The sequence below is a fragment of the Streptomyces sp. NPDC042346 genome (assembly GCF_055581845.1).
The window spans coordinates 1-24,888 of the sequence record NZ_JBVJEH010000006.1 but is presented as its reverse complement, the minus strand read 5'-3'; the positions used below and the strand labels follow the sequence as shown (position 1 = coordinate 24,888).

Below are 24,888 nucleotides of genomic sequence, written 5' to 3'. Positions count from 1 at the left end.
CCCCCCCGATCCGTGACACAGAGCGGCCCGGCCCCCACAAGGGGACCGGGCCGCTCGGTCTCGCCGTCGGACGAGCCTTCAGATGCGCCGTAAAGCGCGCCGTGAAACGCGCCGTAAAGCGCGCCGTAGAGCGCGCCGTCAGGCCGCTTCGGAGAGCCGGGCCGTCTCCGACCGGCCCTCCGCGCGCCGCTCGCGGCGCAGCTGACGCGCCGTACTGCTCGGCTCCGACACGACGCCGTTGCGCTGGCGCCACACCTGACGGGTGACCCAGACGTCGAGGACACTCCAGGTGGCCACGACCGTCGACGCCACCGCGCTGACCGTCACCGGGAACGCCAGCCAGGAGCCCGCGACCGAGCAGAAGAAGGCCACCACCCCCTGGATGAGCGTCACCGACGTGATCATCACGGCGCGTACGGCGGCGGTGCGCACCGGATCGGGCATCCGCTGCCGGCCCTTCTCGTCGTCCACCCACAACTGCCGCGCCTCGCGCGACTCGTGTTCCATCGTCCTGTCACTCCCCACCACTGAACGCCTCCAGGGGTGGCTGCCCGTTGCGAGCGCCTTTACGCGGACAGGACCCTCCCCGTACCTAATGACGCTCGGGAGAGGGAAAAGGTTTCGCCTGAATCCGAGCGGAACGCACAATTCCAGCCATCTCCGCAGGCCGGAGAAATGGCACACCATCAGGTGTCCTGTGCCACAGTGGCCGATCCCAACTCCCCGAATACCAGGACATCTCATGATCAACGCTCACTCGACAGGCTGAAAAACGTCCGGACGCGCCTTCGAGATGGCCGTGATGCAGTAGTAGGCTCACGCCGCCATTTGTTTGAAACCGAAGGTTGACGCCGCGTGTTGACGCGCGACGTCACGAACGTGAAGGACCTCCGTGGCGCGCGGGGGCCGAGCTGGGGGAGGCCATGCGCTTTCGCGGGAAGTCCATCCGCCGGAAGATCGTGGCGTTGCTCCTCGTACCGCTCGTCTCCCTGACCGGCCTGTGGGGCTTCGCGACGGTCCTGACGGGCCGTGAGGCCGACCAGCTCCTCGACGTCGGCTACATCGTCGACAAGGTCGGCTACCCGCTGGAGGACACCGCCCGTGTCATCCAGCTCGAACGCCGCCAGTCGCTCATCTACCTCGCCGATCCCCGGGGTTCCACGGCCCTCGCCTCCCTGCGCGAGACCCGCCGGGCCACCGACCGGCAGATATCCCGGATCCGCGCGAACGCCGCCGAACCGGGCGTACGCGAGGAGATGCGGCCCGTCACCACCCAGCGGCTCAACACGCTCCTCGCCGCGCTCGACGACCTCGAGTCGCTGCGCCGCTCCGTCGAGAAGCGCAGCATCGGCCGCATCCAGGCCCTCGAGTTCTACAACCGGCTCGTCGACCCCTGCTACAGCTTCCTCATCACCCTCCACGCCCTCGAGAACGTGGAGATGGACAAGCAGGGCCGCTCGCTCGTCGGCATCACCCGCGCCCGCGAGGTCCTCTCCCGCGAGGACGCCCTCGTCGTCTCCGCCCTCGTCGCGGACCGGATCACCGCACCCGAGATCCGCGTCATGACCGACCTCGTCGCCAACCGCGAGCAGTTCTACGAGGTCAACCTCGAACTCCTGCCGACCGCCGAGCGCGAGCGCTTCGAGAAGTACTGGGCGGGCCCCGAGACCGCCGCGCTGCGGGCCGCCGAGAAGTCGATCATCGACGAGGGCCCCACCGACGAACCGCGCGCCGTCACCGCCGCCTACTGGCAGGAGGAGGCGAGCCCCGTCCTGGACGACCTCGCCCGCGAGAACACCGCGGCGGGCGACCGCTACCAGGACCGTGTCCAGCCCGCCGCCTACAGCGTGCTCCTCAAGGTCGGCGTCGCCGGCGTCCTCGGCTTCCTCGCCCTGCTCGCCTCGATCGTCATCTCCGTCCGCATCGGCCGCTCGCTCGTCCACGACCTGCGCCGCCTCCAGAAGGAGGCCCAGGAGGTCTCCGGTGTGCGCCTGCCCAGCGTCATGCGCCGGCTCGCCGCCGGCGAGCAGGTCGACGTCGGGACGGAGGTGCCCCACCTCCGGTACGGGCAGGACGAGGTCGGCCAGGTCGGCCAGGCCCTCAACACCCTCCAGCGCGCCGCCGTCGAGGCCGCCGTCAAGCAGTCGGAGCTGCGCCGCGGGGTCTCCGAGGTGTTCGTCAACCTCGCCCGCCGCAACCAGGTCCTGCTCCACCGTCAGCTCACCCTCCTCGACACCATGGAGCGGCGCACCGAGGACACCGACGAGCTCGCGGACCTCTTCCGGCTCGACCACCTCACCACCCGCATGCGCCGGCACGCCGAGGGCCTCGTCATCCTGTCCGGCGCCGCCCCCTCCCGCCAGTGGCGCAAGCCCGTCCAGCTCATGGACGTCGTCCGCGCCGCCGTCGCCGAGGTCGAGGACTACGAGCGGATCGAGGTGCGCCGGCTGCCCCGCCTCGGCGTGGGCGGCCCCGCCGTCGCGGACCTCACCCACCTCATCGCGGAACTCCTGGAGAACGCCACGGTGTTCTCGCCCCCGCACACCGCCGTGCAGGTCCTCGGCGAGCGCGTCGCCAACGGCTTCACCCTGGAGATCCACGACCGCGGCCTCGGCATGAACGCCGACGCACTGCTCGACGCCAACCTCCGGCTCGCCGAGACCCCCGAGTTCGAGCTCTCGGACACCGACCGCCTCGGCCTCTTCGTGGTCAGCAGGCTCGCCCAGCGGCAGAACGTCCGCGTCTCGCTCCAGACCTCCCCGTACGGCGGGACCACCGCGGTCGTCTTCATCCCGGCCGCGCTGCTCACCGACGCGCCCGAGACCCAGGGCGCCGGATTCCGTCTGGACCGCAAGTCCGCGGACCCCAGGACCCTGGACCGCGCCGGCACCGCCGACGCCGCCGACCGCCTCGACGGTGACCTCACCGGTCCCACCCCGCTGCCCACCCGCCGGCCCGTGCTCGCCCGCGTCCCGGACGTGACCGAGACCCCCGGCGTCCTCGACGGCCCCGTCGAGCTGGAGGCGCCGCTCGACGCCGACGAGTTCGACGTGCTCTTCGACCGGTCCGCGGACCTCCTCGACACCGAGAGCGAGCGCGGCGGCCTGTTCCGGCCCCGCGACCGCCGCCGCTCCGGCCTCGCCCCGGCCGGCGAGCAGCACCAGCAGGCCCCCGACCAGACGACCGGCCGCGACGAGGACGACCCGCACGCCGACGGCGCCGTGCGCGGCCCCGTACCGCTGCCGCGCCGCTCCACCCCCACGCTCGTCGTGGACCGCGGCCGCCGCGTCGACGAGCCGGGCAGGTCGCACCCCGCGCCGAGCCCCGACGCCGCGCCCGGCCCCGACTTCGGCCCCGGACCTGCCCCCGCGCAGGGACCCGTCCCCGCGCAGGGACCCGTCCCCGTGCAGGGACCCGTGCCCGCACCTGCCCCCGCGCAGGGACCCACCCTCGTTCCCGTACCACCGGAGGGTTCCGTGGCGGCGGAGACGCCCGAGCCGTTCGGCGGGCTGCCCCGCCGCGTCCGCCAGGCCAACCTCGCGCCCCAGTTGCGCGCGACCGAGGGTCCGGCCGACCGCGGTGCCGGAGCGGGCGCCGACGACCGTACGACCGTCGGCGCCGCCGGGCCCGACTCCTTCGAGCGCGACGCCGAGGAGGTTCGCGCCCGCATGGCCGCCATGCAGCGCGGCTGGCAGCGCGGACGACGGCACACCGAGGACGCGGACGACGACACGTCAGCACCAGGAACGACACCCGAGGGGGACGGTCGATGACCGCACCGAACGCCGCAGCACCCAGCACCACCTCCGCATTCGGCCACGGAAACGGCGAGCTGAACTGGCTCCTCGACGAGCTCGTCCAGCGCGTCGGGTCCATCCGCAAGGCCCTGGTGCTCTCCAGCGACGGACTGCCCACCGGCGCCTCGCAGCAGCTGACCCGCGAGGACGGCGAGCACCTCGCCGCCGTCGCGTCCGGCTTCCACAGCCTCGCCAAGGGCGTCGGCCGGCACTTCGAGGCGGGCCGGGTCCGCCAGACGGTCGTCGAGCTGGAGGACGCCTTCCTCTTCGTCACGGCCGCCGGCGACGGCAGCTGCCTGGCCGTCCTCGCCGACGCCGACTCCGACGTCGGCCAGGTCGCCTACGAGATGACCCTGATGGTGAAGCGGGTCGGGGCCCACCTCACGACGGCCCCCCGGACCGGCCTGCCCTCCGGAGGGTGAGTGGGACGGCATGAGTGACGCAGCCGAGCCGAACCAGGCGACCGAGGGCGGGCCACCCGGCCCCCACCACTGGTTCGACGCCGACGCCGGGCCGGTGGTCCGTCCGTACGCGATGACCCGCGGCCGGACCAGCGCCGCCACCCGTCACCGGCTCGACCTGATCGCGCTGGTGGTCCCCGAGCCCGCGGCCGACGACCCCGGCCGCGACCAGACGCTCTCCCCGGAACACGTGGAGATCGTCGAACGCTGCTCCGAGCAGCCCCAGTCGATCGCCGAGCTCGCCGCCGGACTCGACCTCCCCGTCGGGGTGGTCCGGGTCCTCGTCGGCGATCTCGTCGAGGACGAACTCGTCCATGTGACCCGCCCCGTTCCGCCGGCCGAACTGCCGGACGTGAGCATCCTTCGCGAGGTGATCAATGGCCTTCGGGCGCTCTAGCCGCAAGAAGCCGCTCGTCGAGCCGGTAACCCTGAAGATCCTCGTCGCGGGCGGGTTCGGGGTCGGCAAGACGACGCTGGTGGGCGCGGTCAGCGAGATCAGGCCCCTGCGCACCGAGGAGATCCTCAGTGAGGCGGGGCGGCCCGTCGACGACCTCCACGGCGTCGAGAACAAGACCACCACCACGGTCGCCATGGACTTCGGAAGGATCACCCTCCGCGAGGACCTCGTCCTGTACCTGTTCGGGACCCCCGGCCAGGACCGCTTCTGGTTCCTGTGGGACGAGCTCGCCCAGGGCGCGCTGGGCGCGGTCGTCCTCGCGGACACCCGCCGCCTGGAGGACAGCTTCGCGGCCATCGACTACTTCGAGCGGCGCGGCATCCCGTTCACGGTCGCCGTCAACTGCTTCGAGGGCGCGCAGCGGTTCCCCGCCGAGAGCGTGCGCGGCGCGCTCGACCTGGACCCCGAGGTCGAGCTCCTCATGTGCGACGCGCGGGACCGGGAGTCCGTGAAGAACGTCCTCGTGGCGGTCGTCCAGCACGCCCTCGTCCTCGCGGACCGGAGCCACGCGCCGGCCGCCACCTGAGGGACCCCCTCCTCACGGAGGGGGTTCAGCGCACCGCCACCACCGCCGACCCGTGCCCGAACAGGCCCTGGTTCGCGGTGATGCCGACCCGCGCCCCGGCCACCTGCCGGTCGCCCGCCGTGCCCCGCAACTGCCAGGTCAGCTCGCAGACCTGGGCGATCGCCTGCGCGGGCACGGCCTCGCCGAAGGAGGCCAGGCCGCCGCTGGTGTTGACCGGCAGCCGTCCGCCGAGCGCCGTGACGCCCTCGCGCAGGAGCTTGGCGCCCTCGCCCGTCCCGCACAGCCCGATGTCCTCGTACCACTCCAGTTCCAGCGCGGTGGACAGGTCGTACACCTCCGCGAGCGACAGGTCCTCGGGCCCGATCCCCGCCTCCTCGTAGGCCGCCCGCGCGATCGAGGCACGAAAGCCGTGCGGCGCGGGGGAGACCGCGGCCGCCGAGTCGGTCGCGATGTCCGGCAGGTCGAGCACCGCCTTGGGGTACGTGGGAGAGACCGTGGACACGGCCCGGACCCGCACCGGATCGGGCCGCCCGTGCCGGCGCGCGAACTCCATGCTGGACAGGACGAGCGCGGCGCCCCCGTCCGAGGTCGCGCAGATGTCGAGGAGCCGCAGCGGATCGGCGACGACCGCGGAGGCCGCGACCTCCTCGGCGGTCACGCGCGTGCGGTAGCGGGCGAGCGGATTGAGCGCGCCGGCCGCCGCGTTCTTCACCTTCACCTGGGCGAAGTCCTCGGCCGTGTCGCCGTACAGGGCCATCCTGCGGCGGGCGTAGAGCGCGAAGTACGCGGGGTTGGTCGCCCCGAGCACCCGGAAGCGCAGCCAGTCCGGATCGTCCGGCCGCTCACCGCCGGCCGGGGCGAGAAAGCCCTTGGGCGTCGCGTCCGCGCCGACCACCAGGACCACGTCCGCGAGCCCGGCCAGGATCTGCGCACGCGCGGCCCCGATGGCCTGCGCACCCGAGGCGCAGGCAGCGTACACGCTCGTGACCCGCGCGCCCTGCCAGCCGAGCGCCTGGGCGAAGGTCGCGCCCGCCACGTACCCCGGGTAGCCGCACCGCATGGTGTCCGCCCCGACGATCGAGCCGACGTCCTCCCAGCCCAGACCGGCGTCGGCGAGCGCGGCGCGGGCGGCGGCCGTCCCGTAACTCACGAAACTCCGGCCCCACTTGCCCCAGGGGTGCATGCCGGCCCCGAGTACGGCGATGTCGTTCACGACCGCTCCTCCCCGTCGAGCTGCTGCTCCCGCCGCTGATCCCGCGCGACGGGCCGCCAGTTCCAGGTGGTCCAGGTGTGCGCGTCGTCCTCGTTCAGGACCCCGGGCACCACCTCGACCTCCGTGCCGACGGCCAGATCGGCCGGCCGCACCCCGGGGGCCGCCTGCCCGAGGACCACCATCGCCTCGGCCGCCAGCTCCACGGCCACGAGCGTGTACGGCTCCCAGGGCGCGTCCGGGTCGGAGACGTACGGGGCCGGCGGCCGGTACCGGCCGTCGGTGTACGACCAGACCCGGCCGCGCGGCGAGAGCGGCACCTCGGCGAGGTCACCGCCGCCCGGGCACCCCGGATTGCGGCACCAGTCGTCCTCGCGCGGGAAGAAGACCGCGGCACAGGCCGTGCAGCGGGTCCCGAGCAGCCGGAACTCCGCCTCCGGCACCGTGTCGTCGGTGAACCAGCGGGCCACCACCGGTCTGCGTGTCCGTGCCATCGAGGCCTCCCCTACCACCGATCACCACATCACCACTGATCTGACGAACCGTCAGGAGTGTGGCACGGGTGCCCCGGACGGGGAAGACCACGAGTGCCCGAACGGGGAGGGCCACGGTGCCCGACGGGGGACTCAGTGCCCGGCCACCGACTTCCGCGCCACGGGGAAGTCGAAGAACGTGCCCGGGAACGGCTCCGGCTTGAAGGTGAAGTGCCACCACTCCTCCGGCAGGTTCACGAACCCCTGCTCCCCGAGCACCCCCTTGAGGAGCTGCCGGTTGGCCCGCTGCTCGCCCTGGATCCGGGGGTCGTCGGTGTGCGAGCGCGTGTCGAAGCAGTCGTACCCCGTGCCCATGTCCACGGAGTTGTCCGGGAACCGCTCCTCCCGGGGCCCGTAGCACTCGGCCAGCTCCTCGCCCGGCACGTACGCGCGCGTGGGCAGCGCCGGCAGCCGCACGATCGTCAGGTCCACCGTCGAACCCCGGCTGTGCCCCGACTTCTCGGCGATGTAACCGTCCGCGAACAGCCTCGACTTGTCGACGAGCGGATAGAACTCCCCCTTCATCCGCTCGTCCGCCAGGTCCTTCGCCCAGCGCACGAAGTGGTCGACGGCCCGCTGCGGCCGGTAGCAGTCGTACACCTTCAGCGTGTAGCCCCGGGCGAGCAGCCGCACCTGCGCGCGGTGCAGCGCCTCGGCGGCCGGCCGGGTCAGGATGCAGAGCGGCTGCCGGTAGCCGTCGACCGGCTCGCCCACGAAGTTGTGCGCGGTCGTGTAGCGCATCTCCTGGACGATCGTCCGGTCCACCGAGCTCAGGGCCACGAACTCCCGTGGGGCCTTGGGCTCGGGCGCGGCGGAGGCCGGGGGAGCGGGGGCGGCGACGGCGCCCGTCACGGCGAGCAGACCGGCCGCGGCGGTGACGGCGAGGGTACGGAAAGCGGAAGCGAGTCCTGTCATGCGCACCGTCTATCAGTTCCGGCAGCGCCGGGAAAGGGTGATCGCATACCGTCGGGCCGTGATGGACTCCCACTGCTCCGCCTGCGGCGCCGCCTACACGGCCGGCGCCGGCTGGCCCCGCACCTGCCCGGCCTGCGGCCACACCGCCTACCGCAACCCGCTGCCCGTCGCCGTCGCCCTCCTCCCCGTCACGGACCGGGACCGGGGGACGGGACTCGTCGTCATCACCCGCACCATCGAGCCCCGGCGGGGCGGAACCGCCCTGCCGGGCGGCTTCATCGACCACGCCGAGGACTGGCGCGCCGCCGTCGCCCGCGAACTGCGCGAGGAGACCGGCATCCAGGCCTCCGCCGGGGACGTCCGCCTGGCCGACGCGATGAGCTCCCCGGCCGGCCACCTGCTCCTCTTCGGCCTCCTCCCCACCCGCCCGGCCTCGGCCCTGCCGCCCTCGGCGCCGACGGACGAGACCAGCGGCCACCACGTGCTCCACGCCCCGGAGGAGCTGGCCTTCCCCCTCCACACGGAGGCGGTACGGAAATGGTTCGCGGGGGAGTACGGCTGAGCAGGGGGCGCACGCCGGAGTGCGGGCGTGCGCGCCTGCGCCTCCAACTCTCCCTGCGTACCGGCCTGTTGTGGCATGCTGTCCGCTCGCCGTCGCCCCAGGGCGACGATGTGGAGGGGAGCGTCCATGAATGTCGGCTGGCCCGAGGCCGTCATCGCGATCGTCGGGGTCGCAGCGGTCGTCGCGATGGTCTTCGCCCTCAGGCACAGGCTGCGCAAGGCGACGGTGAAGATGCCCGGCGTCAGCGCGGGCTTCGAGAGCAACGAGGAACAGCGCGGCCTCAGCGGGCAGGAGTTCCAGGCACACGACTCCGTGTTCAAGCACTCCGAGCTCACGATGCCGAAGGGCGCGCGGACCGCGTTCTTCCGCTCGAAGGCCAAGCGGTCGAAGCTCACGATCACCGGAGGCGACGGGACCGGCAGTGCTCCCACCGGCGAGCCCACCGGCATCGACCGCACCTGACACGCGTCGGGACATCGGAAGCGGGGGCGACGGGGTGCCGAGTCGAGAACACGTCCATGTCGACCGCACGGAGCAGCTGGCACGCTCCGCGGCCGTCGTCGACGGGAGGAACGAACAGCAGGCGGTCTTCTTCGAAGGGCCGGAAGGCATCGGGAAGACCTCGCTGCTCCGGGAGATCTACCGGCGGCACATCGCGTCCGGTGTCTACTACGTCGACCTGGAGCGCGTGGTCGAGAAGGACGACGTCCTGAGGGACCTGGCGCGGCAGGCCCGCCGCCAGGACGTCCCCGTCCCCGGTTACCAGGCGGTGCGCTCCCAGATCGCGGAGTCGACGGCGACGGTGAACGTGCACGACATGAGGGCGCGCAACGCCAACATCCACATGGTCGTCAACACCTCAAGGGACCACAAGATCCAGCTGGACGCGATGAGCGACGCCCTCCTGGACACCCTTGCGGAGGCCCCCCGCAACCCCGTCATCTGCCTGGATGCCTTCGAACACTGCGAGGCGCCCATGCGCGACTGGCTCGGCACGGATCTGCTGCCCGAACTGCTCAGCCGACGCGGCACGAGCGTCTTCGTGGCCGGACGGCACGTGCCGCGCCTCGCGTACCCCCATGTCACCGCGGTCCACACCATGGTGTTGCCCCCCTTCGGTACCGACGCCGTCGAGGAGTGGATCACCACGCTCGGCTTCGACAGCCTCAAGGGACAGGCGACGAGCATCCACCGGAGCCACCAAGGCGTTCCCGGCCTCATTCGCGAGTTCCTCGACCTCCACAGCGAACCGCTCGGGACCGGGTGAGGCAGCCATGAACGACGAGTTGACCCAGCGCGCGTTCGACCGCTTCGACCTCCTGCCCACCGACGAGCGACGACTGATCGAAGCCCTGTCCGTCCACGACCTCTTCGACCCCCCGCTCGTCAGCTACACGGCGAGGGCACTCGCGCTGGGCATCGGCACGCGCGAGATCGCCACGAACCCCTTCGTCCAGAAGGACGCCGTGGCACATCCCTGGGCCGCCGACGACGACGAAGGACCCGAGCGGGCGGCGTACGTCCTTCGGCCCTTCTTCCGTACGGCGTTGACCACCCGCCTCCGTGAGACGGCCCCCGACCGGCACGCACGAGCCCATCGCCTTGCCGCCGCCTACTACCACCAACCCCTGGAGCCGCTGCGTACCGACCGGCTCGACCGGTACGTCAAGGAAGTACGCCACCTCGCGGCGGTCCGGCCCGGCGCCTCCGTCACCCGGCTCGCCTCCTTCGCGCACAGCGCCCTCCTCGCCGGCCGCGCCGAGGCCGCCGGCCGGGCCGCGACCGCGGCGGTGAACTCCCTCGCCGCGCCCACCCCCGACGCCGTCCCGCTGGCGCGGATCGTCCGCTCCGTCGCCGAGATCCTCAGCGCCCCGGACCGGGCGGAGCACGGCACGGTCATGGAACTGGAACAGCACCTCGCGGAGCACCCGCCGTCGCAGGACCCGGCGGTCTCACGGATCGTCATGCTCGCCGCCGACCTGGTCGCCTACTACACCGAGAGGCGGGCCCCGGCACGGTCCCTGACCGCCTCCGTCATGCCCGCGGCGATGACCACCGTGGACCCGCGGGGCCTGCCCGCCGCCCCGGGCTGGGACGAACTGCGCATGTTCCAGGAGCTCGACGAGATCTCCGCCACGATCACGACCCGCACCCACCGGCTGGAGTTCCCCGACCGGGGCGTCGCGCGCCACCACGTCAGGACGAAGCTCAGCGCGCTCGTCGGCGCGGAGGTCCAGACGGCTCCACGGACACCGGTGATCGTGGATCTCGTCCCCTGGGACGAGGACAGGTTCCTGGACGACCTCCACCTCAAGGACCGCAACGGCCGCCCGGTCAACATGCTCACGTCGACCGACGTGAAGCTGCAGATCGCCCGGGGTGTCCACCGGCTCCTCACCCCGGACGGTGACGCGGACACCGCGCCGGGACGGGAGATCGCCCGGAGCCTCCAGGCCCTCGCGTGGAGCCCGGAGACGGACGAGATCACCTCCGTGCTCACGCAGGCGGCCGAGAGCGACGACCTCGACGACAGGTACCGGTGGCGGATCCGCCGGCTGATCCGCTACATGCCGGTGGTGGCACTCATCGACGCCCACCCGGGGATGTCGTCGGAGGTGAGCTACGAATTCGACGGCAAGTGCCGGGTGGATCGGCTCGGCTGGGGCGCCGTACTGGTGTCGACGGAGGTCGCCTTCCCCCAGGAGGTGCGGCAGAACCGGCTGCATGTCGTGACCCCGAAGGGACTCGAGGTCGCGGGGCTCCCGCTGGTGAGCGAGAACGCCGAGATCCGGCCGCTCGTCGAGGCCGACGCGGCCGACGACGTCCTGGAGTTCTCGCTCGGTACCACGGAGGGCCCGGAGGCCGCCTGGGAACGTGGCGAACGCCTGACGCGGATCCATGTGCGGCTGCCGTACGTCCTGCCCCGGGATAACTTCGTCCAGGCCTTCGTCGCGACGGTCCTCGGGACGGCGGTCTCGGTGACGGCCGCGTTCCTGCAGATCCTGCTGGATCCGTTCGTCTGGGCCCAGGTCGGTTCGGCGCTCGTCGCCGCCGGCGCCCTCGTGGTGGAGGTCGTCCGCGCGGGCCACCGAGGCGGCGACGCGAAACCCCATGACCTGCACGCCATCGCGTACAAGCCACTGAGCATCGTGAGGGCGACGAGCATCGGCGTGGCGGTCCTCGCCATGGCGACCATGCCCTTGGGAAACGCCGTGGGAGTGGCCCTGTCCGTCTGTGGAGCGGTGGTCTGCGCCTTCCTGGCCGTGGCCGTCCTGGTGAGGCTGCGCCACCGGCAGCTGCCGGCGCGCGGCGGACGCCGCCGTGCGCGCGCACTCACCGGCTGAAACAGGCCCTCACCCCCCTCTCACGTCTCACAGCCCCCGCACCCGCACCGGCAGCCCCACCGGCTCCACCCCGGCGTCCGTCACCCGCTCCACCACCACCCGCCCGTCCACGAGCCGCGACTGGTACCGCTCGATCTCGGCCGGCTCCCAGCCGTCCCCGGTGTCCCGGACGACGAGCCCGCCACCCGTCCGCCCCGCGGCCGGCGCCCACACCTCCAGGGCCCGGCCCTCCTCCCCCTCGCCCCGCACCGGGAGCACCGCCCCCGCCCGGGCCAGCACCGGCACCCGTGACAGCGGCGCGTCGAGCAGCACCTGCCCCGGCCCCTCGTACGCCCGCCCCGTCGCCGTGTCGTACCAGCGGCCGCGCGGCAGCCGCACCGCCCGCCGGTCCGCGCCCCGCGTCAGGACCGGCGCCACCAGCAGCGCGTCGCCCAGCAGGAACGCGTCCTCGCAGTCGCGCAGCCCCCGGTCCTCCGGCGTCCCCCACCACACCGGGCGGACGTACGGCGCGCCCGTCATCCGGGCGAGCCGGGCCAGCGTCTCGAAGTACGGCCGCAGCCGCTCCCGTTCGGCCAGGGCCACGCGCGCGTGCTCCAGGGCCTCGGGACCGAACTCCCAGGGTTCGCGCCGCCCCGCGTCGATCGCCGAGTGGGTACGGAAGAACGGCAGCCACGCCCCCAGCTGGAACCAGCGCACGTACAGCTCGGGCGACGGACTCCCGTCGAACCCCCCGACGTCCGGACCCGAGTACGGCACCCCGCACAGCCCGAGCCCCAGGACCAGGGAGAGCGAGGCCCGCAGCCCCGGCCACCCGGTCGACACGTCGCCCGACCAGGTCCCGCCGTACCGCTGCATGCCCGCCCAGCCGGACCGGGAGAAGAGGAAGGGGCGCTCGTCGGGCCGCAGCCGGCGCAGCCCGTCGTACCCGGCGCGGGCCATCGTGAGCCCGTACACGTTGTGCGCCTCCCGGTGGTCGCCGCCCCGCCCGTCCAGCGCGTGCCGCGCCGAGCGCGGCAGCGTCGTGTCGCCGAAGGGAGCGAAGGACACCGGCTCGTTCATGTCGTGCCACACCCCGGAGAAGCCCTGCCGGAGCCGCTCCTCGTACAGGCCGCCCCACCACTCCCGTACCGCCGGATCGGTGAAGTCCGGATACGCGCACTCGCCCGGCCACACCTCGCCGCGGACCTCTCGCCCCCGGGCGTCCTTCACGAAGGCCCCGGCGGCCACACCGGCGTCGTACACGGCGTTCCCCGGCTCCGCCTTCACCGCCGGGTCCACGATCGACACGAGCCGGACGCCCTGCTCCCGCAGCTCCGCCGCGAGCCCCGGCAGGTCCGGGAACCGCTCCCGGTCGACGGTGAACACCCGGTGCCCGTCGTAGTGGTCGATGTCCAGGTGCACGGCGGACAGGGGGAGCCCCCGCTCCCGGTACCCGGCGACCACCCGCCGCACCTCCGCCGCGCTGCCGAACCCCCAGCGCGCGTGCTGCGGCCCGAGCGCCCAGGACGGCGGCAGCGCGGGCGCACCCGTGAGCGCCGCCCAGCCGTGCAGCACGCGCGCGGGGGTACCGACCACCACCCAGCAGCGCAGCGGCCCGCCCCCCATCCGGACCTCGCTGGTCCCCGGCCGGTCGTGCCCCGACCCGGCACCCTCCTCGCCCTCGGCGAGGGTGACCCGTCCGTCCCAGGAGTTGTCGTGGAACGCGAGATGCGTCCCGGCGTCCGAGACGACGAACTGCACGGGCATCGTCAGATACAGCGGATCGTCCCCCGGGACGAAGCCGCCCTTGGGATCGGTGTTCCACAGCCGGTACGAGCCGTCCCGCAGCCGCGGCCCCGCCGCCCGCCCGCCGAGACCGAAGAAGCGCGCGTCCGCGGGCACCTCGCTGCGCTGCACCCACCGAACGGCCGCACCGGCCGCCTCCACCTGCTCCCACCAGCGCGGCGGGAGGTCCCGGCGCAGCATCACCCCGCCCGGCGTCCGGATCTCCACCGCCCCGTGCCGGGAGACCGCCACCGTCACCCGCTCCGAGACGATCCGCCACCCGCCGTCCGTGTCCGGCTCCAGGGAGACCCGCGGATCGGGCTCCGGCGCCTCGCCGGCCAGCGCGTACGACGGCAGGGGCTCCGCCCCGTCCCAGCCCCAGAAGACGGCGCCGCCCACCGACACGGAGATCCGCAGCGAGGAACGCGCGAACCGGACGATCCCCCCGCCCGGCAGCGCCTCGGCCCCCGTCGCCGGCCCCGGCACCCGCGCCCGCTCCGCCCCCTTCGGCGGCAGCGCCCACGCGTCGGCACGCCGCTGCCGCCACGCCGCCCGCACCGTCCGCAAGCCCCGCACCGAACCGAACACCTTGATCGAACGCACCAGTTCACGACCGTCCATGGTGATCACCCTGCCACCCACCAGGGGCGATACGAGCTCCGTTCAACTGCCGTTCACCCGTGGTGGGAGCACATATTCAACTACCCGACCATGGGCGGGCAGACCTGGTGCGAAAGACGATCACATGGCATCGTCCTGTCAGCCGCGTCGCGCGCACACCCCAGCACGTGCGCGGGACACACGCCACCGCGTACAGCCAGGGAGCAACCCCATGACATCAGCGCAGACCGAACCGCTCTGGCAGCCGGACGACGAACGCATCGCCACCGCCGCCGTCACCCGCTTCCAGGCCTGGGCGGCCGAGCACCACGGCGCCCCGGCCGAGGGCGGCTACCCGGCGCTCCACCGCTGGTCGGTCGAGGAGCTCGAAACCTTCTGGCAGGCCGTCGCCGAATGGTTCGACCTCCGCTTCTCCACCCCGTACGAGCGCGTCCTCGGCGACCGCTCGATGCCGGGGGCCGACTGGTTCCCCGGCGCCACCCTCAACTACGCCGAGCACGCCCTGCGCGCCGCCGACGAGCGACCCCACGACACGGCCCTGCTCCATGTGGACGAGACACATGAGCCCGCGCCGACCACCTGGGCCGAGCTCCGCCGCCAGGTCGGCTCCCTCGCCGCCGAACTCCGCACGCTCGGCGTACGCCCCGGCGACCGGATCAGCGGCTACCTGCCGAACGTCCCGCAGTCCGTCGTGGCCCTCCTCGCCACCGCCGCCGTCGGCGCCGTGTGGACCTCCTGCGCCCCGGACTTCGGCGCCCGCAGCGTCCTCGACCGCTTCCAGCAGGTCGAGCCGGTCGTCCTCTTCACCGTCGACGGCTACCGCTACGGCGGCAAGGAGCACGACCGCCGCGAGACCGTCGCCGAGCTCCGCGCCGAGCTCCCCACCCTCCGCGCCGTCGTCCACATCCCGCTCCTCGGCACCCCGGCCCCCGAAGGGACCCTGGCCTGGGACGACCTCGTCGCCGCCGACGTCGAGCCGGTCTACGAGCAGGTCCCGTTCGGGCACCCGCTGTGGGTCCTGTACTCCTCCGGCACGACCGGCCTGCCGAAGGCGATCGTCCAGTCCCAGGGCGGCATCCTCGTCGAGCACGTCAAGCAGCTGGGCCTCCACTGCGACCTCGGCCCCGACGACGTGTTCTTCTGGTACACCTCCACCGGCTGGATGATGTGGAACTTCCTCGTCTCCGGTCTGCTCACCGGCACGACCGTCGTCCTGTACGACGGCAGCCCCGGCTACCCCGACACCGGCGCCCAGTGGCGCGTCGCCGAACGCACCCGCGCCACCCTGTACGGCACCTCCGCCGCGTACGTCATGGCCTGCGCCAAGGCGGACGTGCACCCCGGCCGTGACTTCGACCTCTCGGCCGTGAAGTGCGTGGCCACCACCGGCTCCCCGCTGCCCCCCGACGGCTTCCGCTGGCTCCACGACGAGGTCCGCGAGGACCTGTGGATCGCCTCCGTCAGCGGCGGCACGGACGTGTGCTCCTGCTTCGCGGGCGCCGTCCCCACGCTCCCCGTCCACATCGGCGAGCTCCAGGCGGCCGGCCTCGGCACCGACCTCCAGTCCTGGGACCCCTCCGGCAAGCCCGTCATCGGCGAGGTCGGCGAGCTCGTCGTCACCAACCCCATGCCGTCCATGCCGATCCACTTCTGGAACGACCCCGACGGCAGCCGCTACCGCGACAGCTACTTCGAGATGTTCCCGGGCGTCTGGCGCCACGGCGACTGGATCACGATCACCGACCACGGCTCCGTCGTCATCCACGGCCGCTCCGACTCCACCCTCAACCGGCAGGGCGTCCGGATGGGGAGCGCCGATATCTACGAGGCCGTGGAACGCCTTCCCGAGATCCGCGAGTCCCTGGTCATCGGCCTGGAAGAGCCGGACGGCGGCTACTGGATGCCGCTCTTCGTCCACCTCGTCGAGGGCGCCACCCTGGACGAGGAGCTCATCGGCAAGATCAAGCGGACGATCCGCAGCGAGCTCTCCCCGCGCCACGTCCCCGACGACATCATCGAGGTCCCGGGCGTCCCGCACACCCTCACCGGCAAGCGCATCGAGGTCCCCGTGAAGCGCCTCCTCCAGGGCACCCCGCTGGCGAAGGCCGTCAACGCCGGCTCGGTCGACGACCTCGGTCTCCTCCACTTCTACGAGACCCTCGCGGCCACCCGCAGGTCCTGACGCACCCGCGAAGAGGCCGGTCCCCCCGACGGGGAACCGGCCTCTTCGTCTACGCCTACGCCTACGCCTACGCCTACGTCTGCGTCTGCGTCTGCGGAGTTCAGACGCCGGCGCCGCCCGGCTGCTCGCCGGTCCGGGCCACGGCGGCCTTGGCGAGGACGGCGGACACGCCGAGGACGGTGCCCTTCTTCCCCGCGTCCGTGGTCTCGGTCAGCACCGTGCGCTCACCGAGGAAGCCGGACGTCGCCCGGTCGAAGATCCACTGGGTCTGCTCGCCGTCGGCGGTACGGGCGACGGCGACGCCCTCGCGTCCGGCGGCGTCCTTCGCGGACGGCAGGACCGTGACTCCGGGGATCCGCGCCGCCGCCTCGTACAGCGAGGACGTCACCTTCGGGGGAGCCCACGTCTCCGCGAGCAGGGTCCCGATCGCGCGGAAGGCCCGCTGATCGGCATCGCCCCCGCCCTCGCGGGTCTCCTCCCGGATCAGCCGCAGCAGAGCCTCGGGGTCGGTCGGCAGGGTGGCCACGTACGCATGCGTCGGGTGGGTGACGGAGGGCGGCGCCGCCTCAATCGTGGACGGCCGCGGCGACGCCCCCCGGTGGTCCAGCTCGTACACGGGCAGGCTCGGGGAGAGGACGGAATCGGCCGCGCCGGCCTCCCTCAGGAGCCCGCTGCGGCTGCCGTCGGCGGAGAGCCACACCTCACGCTGACGGGCGGGCGGCAGCGTGGCGGCACCCCCGGCGGCGCTGCGCCCCGCGTAGGCGACCAGGCTCCGGACGTAGACGAAGTCCTGGGGCCGGGCGTCCGGCGCCGGAGCCGCGGCGGCGGCGAGCGCGGCGCGGGACAGCACCGGCCCGGCGTCGGGGGCCGACGGCTGCCCGGCAGTCACCCGGTCCGAGGGCCCGGCGGGAGTCTCCGCCGGCGCGAGGACGACGACACCGGCCACGAGCGCGCAGGCCGCAGCGGGCGCGGCGATCCAGGTGAAGCGGGGGACGGCGCGGGGGGAACGCGGGCGGCTCGGGGCGGGCCCGGAGGCCAGGGCGTCGCGCAGGACGGCGTACCGGAGGGCGTGCTCCCGCTCGGGTTCGAGCTCGGGCACGGGCGGCGGCGGGAGAAGCTCCGTCAGCTCACCGCGCAGGAGTTCGTCCGAGGGGGAGTGCGTCTTTCGGGAGGCGTTCATGCCTGGTTCTCCGGAGTCGTTCGGGGCACGAGGGCGGGGCGGACGGTGGGATGAACGGAGGGGGCGGCGGTTCGGACGGAAGGCCGGACGCCGTTAGGGGCAGCGGGCAGCCGGCCCGAGGAACGGCCGACCGCCGGTCCCGCGGACCGCTGTCGCCGCCGCAGCGCACGCAGTTCGGCTTCGGCGAGCTTGCGGAGCCGCTCACGGGCCCGGGACAGCCGGGACCGGACGGTCCCGACCGGTATCCCCAGCGCCTCCCCGGCCGCGGCGTAGTCCAGGCCGGCCCACACGACCAGCGTGAAGACCTCCCGCTCACGGCGCCGGAGCTTGGCGAGCGCGGCGCGGGCGGCCCGTACCTGCTCCCCGTCCGTCATCCGGGCGAGGACGTCGTCGGCGAAGTCGGGCAGGACACCGCGCTCGGGGAGCCGCGCCAGGGCCGCGTCCCGCCTTCGGGCCTCCCGCGCGGCACCGCGCATGATGTTGGTCGCGATGCCCAGCAGCCACGGCCGCAGGGTGCCGCCGTCGGCGTGCACCTTCTCGCGGCAGCGCCACGCCTCAAGGAAGGTGGCGGAGACGACGTCTTCTGCCGCCGCCCGGTCGCCGCACACCCGGAACGCGTAGTGGTACAGGACCCGCGCGTGCTCGTCGTACGCCTCGCCCAGCGCCGCCGGGTCTCCGGCGCGGAAACGATCTCTCATAGGTGATTCCACATCTGGCACTGGGCGCTGGTTCGCCGGAGTTCCCGTGACCTGGGCCACACCACCCCGCCGACCTGCCCACGAAGCGCCCGCAAGGAACCTCGAGCCAGCCCCGATGCGCCCCAGGTCACGGGAACGCCCCACCCGCCAAGAGCAGCGCTGTACTGCCGGACGGCGTGCCGGTGCTCCGGGGGAGGACAAGAACTCCCCGGCAGCACCGGCACGCCCTCCCACACCTGCACCACGCCCCCCGCCTCCCCCTCACCCCCCGTACGTGGCCTGCGAATCCCCGAGCACCCCGGCGAAGTCCGCCGCCAGCCGCACCGCGTCCGCCGGAGCCAGCGTCGCCGTCGTGATCCGGACGGCCGGCGGCGCGGCGATCCGGAACCGCGCCCCCGCGGCGACCCACCAGCCCTGCGTCCGCAACCCGTTGACCACGGCGGACTCGTCCCGCACGGGTACCCACACGTTCAGCCCGCTCGCCCCCACCGCACGGATCCCGTACGCGCCGAGCCCGCCGATCAGCGCGGCGCGCCGCTCCGCGTACGCCGCCTCGCCCGCGGCGACCAGCTCCCGTACCGCGCCGTCGGCGAGCAGCCCGGTCACCGTCTCCTGGAGGACGTGACTGACCCAGCCCGAGGTCATCAGCATCCGTCCGTCGTGCCGCGCGAGCGTCACCGCGTCGCACGCGACCCCGGCCCACCGCAGGTCGATCCCGAGGTGCTTGGACACGGTCCGCACCTGCGCCCACCGATCGAGCCCCGCCGCCGCGAGCGTGTACGCCGCTGCCCCGCCGACCTCCGCGTTGTGATCGTCCTCGACGACGAGGACCTCGGGGAACTCCCGCAGCACCGCGACCAGTTCGTCCCGCCGCGACCGGGTGAAGAAGGCGCCGGTCGGACACTGCCCGCGCGGACTGCACACCACGGCGCGCACCCCGCCCCGCAGCGCCGTCCGCAGCGATTCCGGTACGAGCCCCTCGCCGTCCACGGCGACCGGCACCATCCGCAGCCCGAGCGCGGGCACGAGGTCGAGCAGGTGGTGGAAGCCGGGATCCTCGACGGCCACCGCGTCGCCGGGCCGCAGCTCCGTCGAGAGGAGCCGTGCGATGCAGTCCAGCGCGCCGTGTGCGAACGTCACGTGTCCCGCGGGCACCCCGTCCCGTTCGAACCAGTCCCGGGTCAGGGCTTCGAGCGCGGGGAGGCGCGGTGCGGCGCGATGGGAGCCGTACACCGGGGCGACAGCCGAAGGCGGCCGCAGTACGGGCAGGAAGGCCGGGTCCGGATGGCCGCCGGCGAGGTCCACGAGCCCGCCCGGCACGCGCGGAGGCCGCCGCGAGGCCACCGAAGGCACGTCCGCGACCACGGTGCCGCCCCGGCCCCGGGTGACGATCAGACCCCGCTGCCGCAACTCCTTGTAGGCCGTCGCCACCGTCCCCGGACTCACGCCCAGGTCGTCGGCGAGCCGCCGCACGGGCGGCAGTGCGTCGCCCGGGGCGAGCCCGCCCTCGGTCACACCCCGCTCCACGGACGCGGCAATCCCCTTGGCCGTAGCCCCGTCGATCACATATTGTGCTGCCACGTAACACATTATGTATCAATACAAAAGAACGCGCAAGGGGGACCCATGAGCCGCACCACCCGTCCGACCCGCCCACCCCTCAAGGACCGCATCCCCGGCGGCCGCGACGGCCGCCGCATGCTGCTCATCGGCTTCATCGACAAGTGCGGCACCGGCCTCTGGTCCACAGCCATGGCCCTCTACTTCACCTACGTCACCGGACTCGGCCTCGGCCAAGTGGGCCTCCTCATCGCCGTCTCCGGCGCCGCCGGCATCGCGGGCGCCCCCCTCGGCGGCCGCCTGGCCGACCGCTTCCCCCTCGTCCGCGTCATCATCGGCGCCCAACTCCTCCGCGCGGCCGCCCTCCTGGCCCTCCTCACCACCGACGACTACGTACTCCTCGTCCTGCTCTCCGCCGTCGGCGCCCTCCCCGACCGCGCCACCAACGTCCTCACGAAGCTCTACGCGGCCCGCGTCGCAGGCCCCGACCGCGTCCGCTACCAGGCCATCAACCGCACGACCTCCAACATCGGCTGGACCCTGGGCGGCCTCGGCGCGGCAGCGGCCCTCGCCGTCGGCTCCACCACCGCCTTCCAGCTCCTCCTCATCGGCGACGCGCTCTCCTACCTCGTCATGGCCGCGCTCACCCTCCGCTGCGCCGAACCCCCCGCCCCCGCGGCCTCCCGCGTCGTCGCGGCCTCCACCGACGCGACCGCGACCGCCAAGCCCTCCAACCCCTGGCGCGACCGCGGCTTCCTCGCCTTCACCGCGGCCGACGGCGTCTTCTTCCTCCACGACTCGATCCTCCAGGTCGCCCTGCCCCTCTGGATCGTCCACGCCACCGAGGCCCCCGTCGGCCTGGCACCCCTCCTCCTGGTCCTCAACAGCGCCCTCGTCGTGGTCTTCCAGGTCCCGCTCTCCCGCTTCGGCGCCACCACCGAAGCCGCCCGCCGCCTCTACACCCCGCTGGCAGCCCTCTTCGCGACGGGCACCCTCGCCGTCGCCGCATCAGCCCTGACCGGCCCCACCCTCTCCATCGCGGCCCTGATCACCGCGGCCGTCGTCCTCACCTTCGCCGAGATGATCCACACCATCGCCTCCTGGGAGATCTCCGTCGCCCTCTCCCCGGACGACGCCCAGGGCGCCTACCTCGGCGTCCACGGACTCGCCCAGTCCACCCAGCGCTTCGCCGGCCCCCTCCTCATGACGGGACTCGTCTCCACGGGCCCGCTCGGCTGGCCCTTCCTCGGCGCGGCACTCGTCGCCACCTGCGCCGCCCAGAACCGCCTGGTCCGCCGACGCCTCACCGAACCGTCACTGTCAGTGGTGAAGGTTACGGTGAGTGAGTACTGATCGGACTGTCACCAGGGGGAGACATGACCAGGACCGGCACCACCACGACCCATCTCCGCCGCGCCCTGCGCCGCGAGGTCCCCAGCACCGTCGGCCTCCTCGCCGACGCACAGGACTTCGCCGCCATGCGCCGCTACAGCACCTTCGTCTTCGACGACCACACGACCTACCTCCAGCAGATCGAGGCCCTCCTCAAAACCCTCGCGACCCAGGGCGGACACACGACGGTCACCCTCTTCGACCCCGAGGAGTACGAGGCCTACTGCGCGGAGACGGCGATCGACCCGGACCACCCCACGAGCCGCAGCCGCTTCACCGCGCACCTCGCGACCACAGGAGCCCGCGTCACCTACACAGGACAACCCCTGAGCGCACTCCTGCCGGAACTCGTCGACACAGCGGTCCGCCAGGCCACCTGGGAGTACGCGACCACCGTCCTCGCCACCGCGGGCGACTGCGCGACCTGCGGCAAGGACATCGGCAAGGCGGCCTTCGCCCAGGCCTCCCGCCTGCTGGTACGCCTCCTCGAAGCGGCAGGACCCGGAGCCCACCACCTCGTCTGCAGCGTTCCCGCAGCCGACGACCAACTCCTCGCGGTCCTCCACGCCCACGGCACGACACCCCCGGACGACGCGACCGCCGCCGAGTTCACCGCGGTCCTCGCCGCCGGCATCGCCCTCGCGGCCCCCGGCGGCCTCGTCCTCCGCACCACCGCCCCCGCCGCCCGCGACCGCCTCCACGGCTGGCGCCTCACCGACGGCACCCTGACCCCCCTCACCGAGGCGGAGGTCTTCGCCGCCTACTGCACCGACGCCCGCACCGGAGAACCCCTCTCCCCGGAGCCGGACGTCGACTACCGCGCCGGCTTCCCCCTCGCCCCCGACCCCGACGACGAGTGGCCCGCCCACCACTGACCGGAAACCCGGAAAGGCAGAAGGGGCTCCCCGCCACCAAAGTGACGGGAAGCCCCTTCCCTTACTACGCCGGCAACCGGCCGGGGATCACTCCCCGGACAGCACCGCCTGCGCGGCAAGACGCGCCTCGTGCGCGGTGTCGGCGGCACGCGCCGCGGCAGCGGCCCGCTCGCACTGCGCCAGCGTGTACTTGGCCAGCGTCGCCCGCACGTACGGAATCGACGCGGCACCCATGGACAGGGAGGTGACCCCCAGACCCGTCAGGACACAGGCGAGCAGCGGGTCCGAAGCGGCCTCGCCACAGACACCACAGCTCTTGCCCTCGGCCTTGGCCGCGTCGGCGGACAGCGCCACCAGGTCGAGCAGCGCCGGCTGCCACGGGTCCTGGAGCCGCGACACCGCACCGACCTGACGGTCGGCGGCGAAGGTGTACTGCGCCAGGTCGTTGGTGCCCAGCGACAGGAACTCGACCTCCTGGAGGATCGAGCGCGCCCGCAGCGCGGCCGAGGGAATCTCGACCATCGCACCGAACTTCGCCCGCAGCCCCGCCTCACGGCACGCGTCGGCGAAGGCCTTCGCGTCCGTACGGTCGGCCACCATCGGCGCCATGACCTCGAGGTACACGGGCAGCCCCTCGGCCGCCTTCGCCAGCGCGGTCAGCTGCGTCCGCAGCACGTCCGGGTGGTCGAGCAGCGACCGCAGCCCCCGCACACCGAGCGCCGGGTTCGGCTCGTCGACCGGCGTCAGGAACTCCAGCGGCTTGTCCGCACCCGCGTCGAGCACCCGCACGACCACACGGCCCTCGGGGAACGCCTCGAGCACCTTGCGGTAGGCCTCGATCTGCTTCTCCTCGGACGGAGCGTGCTTGCTGTCGTCCAGGAAGAGGAACTCCGTACGGAACAGACCGACGCCCTCGGCACCCGCCTCCACCGCCGCCGGCACGTCCGCAGGACCGCCGACGTTGGCGAGCAGCGGCACCTTGTGCCCGTCCGAGGTCGCACCCGGACCGCTGGACGAGGCCAGCGCGGCCTTCCGCGCGGCGGCGGCCTGCGTCAGCTCCGCCTTCTTCTCCTCGCTCGGATCCACGAAGAGCTCACCGGTCGAACCGTCCACGGCGATGAGCGTGCCCTCGGCCAGCTCACCGGCGCCCGGCAGCGCGACGATGGCCGGCACACCCAGCGCCCGCGCGAGAATCGCGCTGTGGCTGGTCGGCCCGCCCTCCTCCGTCACGAACCCGAGCACCAGCGTCGGGTCGAGCAGCGCGGTGTCGGCGGGAGCGAGGTCCCGCGCGATCAGCACGTACGGCTCGTCGCTGTCCGGCACACCCGGCATCGGGACACCGAGAAGCCGGGCGACGATCCGGTTCCGCACGTCGTCGAGGTCGGCGACGCGCCCGGCCATGTACTCACCGGCACCCGCGAGCAGCTCCCGGTAGTGCGAGAACGCGTCGTAGATACCGCGCTCCGCGGTGCTGCCGACCACGATCCGGCGGTCGACGTCGGCGATGAGCTCCGGGTCCTGGGCGATCATCGCCTGGGCCTCCAGCACCGCCTGGGCCTCGCCGCCGGCCAGATTGCCTCGTGCGATCAGGTCCGCGGCCACAGCTTCCACCGCCTGGCGGGCGCGCCCCTGTTCGCGCTCCGCCTCGTCGGCCGGAATCTGCTTGGCCGGCGGTTCGAGAACCGCCGTGCCCATGTGCCGGACCTCGCCGATCGCCACACCGTGGCTGACGCCGACGCCTCGCAGCGTTGTCTCCATCTCACCCGTCTCCGATTGAGCGGCGGCCCGGGCCGCCGCGTTGAATGTCGAACTCGCGGTCGTCACGAGGACGAACCGACTCAGCTCCAGTTGAAGAGCTGGTCGCCGGCCTTGACGTCGCGGTCCTCGGCGACATCGGAGAGCGAGTCCGCAGTGGCCTCCAGGGCCACGATGGGACAGATGGGGGACTTGCCCGCGGCCTCGACGGCGGCGGGGTCCCAGCGCACGACGGCCTGTCCGCGCGCCACGGTGTCACCCTTGTTGACGAGGAGCTCGAAGCCCTCGCCGTTGAGCTGAACGGTGTCGATACCCAGGTGGGTGAGGACACCGTGTCCCTCGTTGTCGACGACGACGAAGGCGTGCGGGTGCATGGAGACGACGACCCCGTCGATGGGGGACACCGCCTCCGAAGGCTCACGCACGGGATCGATGGCGGTACCGGGACCGACCATCGCACCGGAGAAGACCGGGTCGGGAACTGCGGCGAGACCGATGGCGCGTCCAGCAAGCGGCGACGTCACGGTTGTCATGGGAAGCCTCCCAGGGGCGGAGATTGTGTGGCGCCGTCACTACCTGTCCTGGACGGCGTACTGTTCAGAAGCGTAAGTCATAAGAAGTCCCAGTTCCGCACGAGACGTACCACTTGGCGGACCTAGGGCTGACCCGAAACGATTTGCCTCTACTGACGGTGGGATGTACTGTCGTACTCCTGCCTGACCCCAACGCGGCCTTGAGTCGCGGGTCGGCAGCACCTATCAAGCCAGATCCTAACCCCAGTGGTCTACACCTCTGCGTGCGTCAGCTCGCCGGGGGAGTGGTCAGGGGGACCGAGAAAGCCTGGTAATGTTTGACCCCGCCGGGAACGGAAAACGCGAAAGCGAATTTCGGTCCCAGCAGCCCGCTCCAGCGGGTGGCAAAAACGGGAAACCGGGTCTGCTAAGCTGGAAACACGAAAGACCGAAGGGAAGCCCGGAGGAAAGCCCGAGAGGGTGAGTACAAAGGAAGCGTCCGTTCCTTGAGAACTCAACAGCGTGCCAAAAATCAACGCCAGAT

At 72.8% G+C, this 24,888-nt stretch carries 22 protein-coding genes; 11 read left to right on the top strand and 11 right to left on the bottom strand.

The genetic code is table 11. The annotated features are described in order from the left end of the window. Positions 1-138: 138 nt before the first annotated feature. Complete coding sequence (locus ACZ6K0_RS23955) at positions 139-507, bottom strand: hypothetical protein (RefSeq protein WP_376410502.1); 369 nt, start codon at positions 505-507, stop codon at positions 139-141. 416 nt (positions 508-923) lie between these two features. On the opposite strand from ACZ6K0_RS23955, the gene ACZ6K0_RS23950 reads away from it, so the two are divergent. The 4 genes from ACZ6K0_RS23950 to ACZ6K0_RS23935 are packed head-to-tail and all read left to right on the top strand — an operon-like array spanning position 924 to position 5,241. Continuing rightward, positions 924-3,773: a nitrate- and nitrite sensing domain-containing protein gene (locus tag ACZ6K0_RS23950; RefSeq protein ID WP_469235507.1), complete on the top strand. Its 2,850-nt coding sequence runs from the start codon at positions 924-926 to the stop codon at positions 3,771-3,773. Beyond that, positions 3,770-4,219 (top strand): roadblock/LC7 domain-containing protein, encoded by a 450-nt coding sequence (locus ACZ6K0_RS23945; protein ID WP_141302207.1) that lies wholly within the window; start codon positions 3,770-3,772, stop codon positions 4,217-4,219. The genes ACZ6K0_RS23950 and ACZ6K0_RS23945 overlap by 4 nt, the downstream gene beginning before the upstream one ends. A 10-nt stretch (positions 4,220-4,229) precedes the next feature. Next, positions 4,230-4,655 (top strand): DUF742 domain-containing protein, encoded by a 426-nt coding sequence (locus ACZ6K0_RS23940; protein ID WP_376410508.1) that lies wholly within the window; start codon positions 4,230-4,232, stop codon positions 4,653-4,655. After that, complete coding sequence (locus ACZ6K0_RS23935; RefSeq protein ID WP_376410511.1) at positions 4,636-5,241, top strand: GTP-binding protein; 606 nt, start codon at positions 4,636-4,638, stop codon at positions 5,239-5,241. The genes ACZ6K0_RS23940 and ACZ6K0_RS23935 overlap by 20 nt, the downstream gene beginning before the upstream one ends. A gap of 25 nt (positions 5,242-5,266) precedes the next feature. Here the strand turns inward: ACZ6K0_RS23935 and ACZ6K0_RS23930 are convergent, their stop codons facing one another. From ACZ6K0_RS23930 to ACZ6K0_RS23920, 3 genes are all read right to left on the bottom strand, one after another. Then, positions 5,267-6,424 (bottom strand): lipid-transfer protein, encoded by a 1,158-nt coding sequence (locus tag ACZ6K0_RS23930; protein WP_376410572.1) that lies wholly within the window; start codon positions 6,422-6,424, stop codon positions 5,267-5,269. A gap of 26 nt (positions 6,425-6,450) precedes the next feature. After that, complete coding sequence (locus tag ACZ6K0_RS23925) at positions 6,451-6,945, bottom strand: Zn-ribbon domain-containing OB-fold protein (RefSeq protein WP_469235505.1); 495 nt, start codon at positions 6,943-6,945, stop codon at positions 6,451-6,453. Positions 6,946-7,077: 132 nt separating this feature from the next. Beyond that, positions 7,078-7,899, bottom strand: coding sequence for a M15 family metallopeptidase (locus ACZ6K0_RS23920; RefSeq protein ID WP_469235503.1), 822 nt, complete (start codon positions 7,897-7,899; stop codon positions 7,078-7,080). On the opposite strand from ACZ6K0_RS23920, the gene ACZ6K0_RS23915 reads away from it, so the two are divergent. The 4 genes from ACZ6K0_RS23915 (at position 7,898) to ACZ6K0_RS23900 (ending at position 11,805) form a co-directional block, all read left to right on the top strand. Continuing rightward, positions 7,898-8,461 carry an NUDIX domain-containing protein gene (locus ACZ6K0_RS23915; RefSeq protein WP_376410519.1) on the top strand — a complete coding sequence of 188 codons (564 nt, stop codon included), beginning with the start codon at positions 7,898-7,900 and terminating at the stop codon, positions 8,459-8,461. The two genes, ACZ6K0_RS23920 and ACZ6K0_RS23915, sit on opposite strands and share 2 nt — an antisense overlap. Before the next feature lie 126 nt (positions 8,462-8,587). Beyond that, positions 8,588-8,923, top strand: coding sequence for a hypothetical protein (locus ACZ6K0_RS23910; protein ID WP_469235501.1), 336 nt, complete (start codon positions 8,588-8,590; stop codon positions 8,921-8,923). A 34-nt stretch (positions 8,924-8,957) separates the two neighbouring features. Further along, entirely contained in the window at positions 8,958-9,728 is a 771-nt protein-coding gene (locus ACZ6K0_RS23905) for an ATP-binding protein (RefSeq protein ID WP_469235500.1), read from the top strand. A 7-nt stretch (positions 9,729-9,735) separates the two neighbouring features. Continuing rightward, positions 9,736-11,805 (top strand): hypothetical protein, encoded by a 2,070-nt coding sequence (locus ACZ6K0_RS23900; RefSeq protein WP_469235498.1) that lies wholly within the window; start codon positions 9,736-9,738, stop codon positions 11,803-11,805. Between the two features lie 27 nt (positions 11,806-11,832). Here the strand turns inward: ACZ6K0_RS23900 and ACZ6K0_RS23895 are convergent, their stop codons facing one another. Continuing rightward, complete coding sequence (locus tag ACZ6K0_RS23895) at positions 11,833-14,190, bottom strand: glycoside hydrolase family 31 protein (RefSeq protein WP_469235496.1); 2,358 nt, start codon at positions 14,188-14,190, stop codon at positions 11,833-11,835. Positions 14,191-14,401: 211 nt separating this feature from the next. Here ACZ6K0_RS23895 and ACZ6K0_RS23890 point away from each other — a divergent pair, with 211 nt between their 5' ends. Then, on the top strand, positions 14,402-16,372 hold the full coding sequence (locus ACZ6K0_RS23890) for an acetoacetate--CoA ligase (protein WP_469235494.1): 1,971 nt from the start codon (positions 14,402-14,404) through the stop codon (positions 16,370-16,372). A gap of 100 nt (positions 16,373-16,472) precedes the next feature. Here the strand turns inward: ACZ6K0_RS23890 and ACZ6K0_RS23885 are convergent, their stop codons facing one another. From ACZ6K0_RS23885 to ACZ6K0_RS23875, 3 genes are all read right to left on the bottom strand, one after another. Continuing rightward, on the bottom strand, positions 16,473-17,552 hold the full coding sequence (locus ACZ6K0_RS23885) for a CU044_5270 family protein (protein ID WP_469235492.1): 1,080 nt from the start codon (positions 17,550-17,552) through the stop codon (positions 16,473-16,475). Further along, on the bottom strand, positions 17,549-18,250 hold the full coding sequence (locus ACZ6K0_RS23880; RefSeq protein ID WP_469235490.1) for an RNA polymerase sigma factor: 702 nt from the start codon (positions 18,248-18,250) through the stop codon (positions 17,549-17,551). The genes ACZ6K0_RS23885 and ACZ6K0_RS23880 overlap by 4 nt, the downstream gene beginning before the upstream one ends. Positions 18,251-18,511: 261 nt before the next feature. Next, a complete protein-coding gene (locus tag ACZ6K0_RS23875) occupies positions 18,512-19,831 on the bottom strand; it encodes an aminotransferase class I/II-fold pyridoxal phosphate-dependent enzyme (RefSeq protein ID WP_376410542.1) in 1,320 nt (439 codons plus the stop codon). 45 nt (positions 19,832-19,876) lie between these two features. Between ACZ6K0_RS23875 and ACZ6K0_RS23870 the strand changes: the two genes are divergently transcribed. Continuing rightward, entirely contained in the window at positions 19,877-21,163 is a 1,287-nt protein-coding gene (locus ACZ6K0_RS23870) for an MFS transporter (protein WP_469235487.1), read from the top strand. A gap of 23 nt (positions 21,164-21,186) precedes the next feature. Continuing rightward, positions 21,187-22,077: a hypothetical protein gene (locus tag ACZ6K0_RS23865; protein WP_376410548.1), complete on the top strand. Its 891-nt coding sequence runs from the start codon at positions 21,187-21,189 to the stop codon at positions 22,075-22,077. Positions 22,078-22,164: 87 nt separating this feature from the next. On the opposite strand, the gene ptsP is transcribed toward ACZ6K0_RS23865, so the two are convergent. The 3 genes from ptsP to ACZ6K0_RS23850 form a co-directional block, all read right to left on the bottom strand. Beyond that, positions 22,165-23,835 carry a phosphoenolpyruvate--protein phosphotransferase gene (ptsP, locus tag ACZ6K0_RS23860; RefSeq protein WP_469235485.1) on the bottom strand — a complete coding sequence of 557 codons (1,671 nt, stop codon included), beginning with the start codon at positions 23,833-23,835 and terminating at the stop codon, positions 22,165-22,167. 80 nt (positions 23,836-23,915) lie between these two features. After that, positions 23,916-24,365, bottom strand: coding sequence for a PTS sugar transporter subunit IIA (locus ACZ6K0_RS23855; RefSeq protein ID WP_376410553.1), 450 nt, complete (start codon positions 24,363-24,365; stop codon positions 23,916-23,918). 251 nt (positions 24,366-24,616) lie between these two features. Further along, positions 24,617-24,888 (bottom strand): hypothetical protein (locus ACZ6K0_RS23850; RefSeq protein WP_376410555.1); only part of this gene is annotated, 272 nt, incomplete at its 5' end.

Excerpts from the sequence above, each read along its gene's own strand:
- ACZ6K0_RS23955 (WP_376410502.1), bottom strand. The coding sequence starts at position 507 with ATGGAACACGAGTCGCGCGAGGCGCGGCAGTTGTGGGTGGACGACGAG.
- ACZ6K0_RS23950 (WP_469235507.1), top strand. The coding sequence starts at position 924 with ATGCGCTTTCGCGGGAAGTCCATCCGCCGGAAGATCGTGGCGTTGCTC.
- ACZ6K0_RS23945 (WP_141302207.1), top strand. The coding sequence starts at position 3,770 with ATGACCGCACCGAACGCCGCAGCACCCAGCACCACCTCCGCATTCGGC.
- ACZ6K0_RS23940 (WP_376410508.1), top strand. The coding sequence starts at position 4,230 with ATGAGTGACGCAGCCGAGCCGAACCAGGCGACCGAGGGCGGGCCACCC.
- ACZ6K0_RS23935 (WP_376410511.1), top strand. The coding sequence starts at position 4,636 with ATGGCCTTCGGGCGCTCTAGCCGCAAGAAGCCGCTCGTCGAGCCGGTA.
- ACZ6K0_RS23930 (WP_376410572.1), bottom strand. The coding sequence starts at position 6,424 with ATGCACCCCTGGGGCAAGTGGGGCCGGAGTTTCGTGAGTTACGGGACG.
- ACZ6K0_RS23925 (WP_469235505.1), bottom strand. The coding sequence starts at position 6,945 with ATGGCACGGACACGCAGACCGGTGGTGGCCCGCTGGTTCACCGACGAC.
- ACZ6K0_RS23915 (WP_376410519.1), top strand. The coding sequence starts at position 7,898 with ATGCGCACCGTCTATCAGTTCCGGCAGCGCCGGGAAAGGGTGATCGCA.
- ACZ6K0_RS23920 (WP_469235503.1), bottom strand. The coding sequence starts at position 7,899 with ATGACAGGACTCGCTTCCGCTTTCCGTACCCTCGCCGTCACCGCCGCG.
- ACZ6K0_RS23910 (WP_469235501.1), top strand. The coding sequence starts at position 8,588 with ATGAATGTCGGCTGGCCCGAGGCCGTCATCGCGATCGTCGGGGTCGCA.
- ACZ6K0_RS23900 (WP_469235498.1), top strand. The coding sequence starts at position 9,736 with ATGAACGACGAGTTGACCCAGCGCGCGTTCGACCGCTTCGACCTCCTG.
- ACZ6K0_RS23895 (WP_469235496.1), bottom strand. The coding sequence starts at position 14,190 with ATGGACGGTCGTGAACTGGTGCGTTCGATCAAGGTGTTCGGTTCGGTG.
- ACZ6K0_RS23890 (WP_469235494.1), top strand. The coding sequence starts at position 14,402 with ATGACATCAGCGCAGACCGAACCGCTCTGGCAGCCGGACGACGAACGC.
- ACZ6K0_RS23885 (WP_469235492.1), bottom strand. The coding sequence starts at position 17,552 with ATGAACGCCTCCCGAAAGACGCACTCCCCCTCGGACGAACTCCTGCGC.
- ACZ6K0_RS23880 (WP_469235490.1), bottom strand. The coding sequence starts at position 18,250 with ATGAGAGATCGTTTCCGCGCCGGAGACCCGGCGGCGCTGGGCGAGGCG.
- ACZ6K0_RS23870 (WP_469235487.1), top strand. The coding sequence starts at position 19,877 with ATGAGCCGCACCACCCGTCCGACCCGCCCACCCCTCAAGGACCGCATC.
- ACZ6K0_RS23865 (WP_376410548.1), top strand. The coding sequence starts at position 21,187 with ATGACCAGGACCGGCACCACCACGACCCATCTCCGCCGCGCCCTGCGC.
- ptsP (WP_469235485.1), bottom strand. The coding sequence starts at position 23,835 with ATGGAGACAACGCTGCGAGGCGTCGGCGTCAGCCACGGTGTGGCGATC.
- ACZ6K0_RS23855 (WP_376410553.1), bottom strand. The coding sequence starts at position 24,365 with ATGACAACCGTGACGTCGCCGCTTGCTGGACGCGCCATCGGTCTCGCC.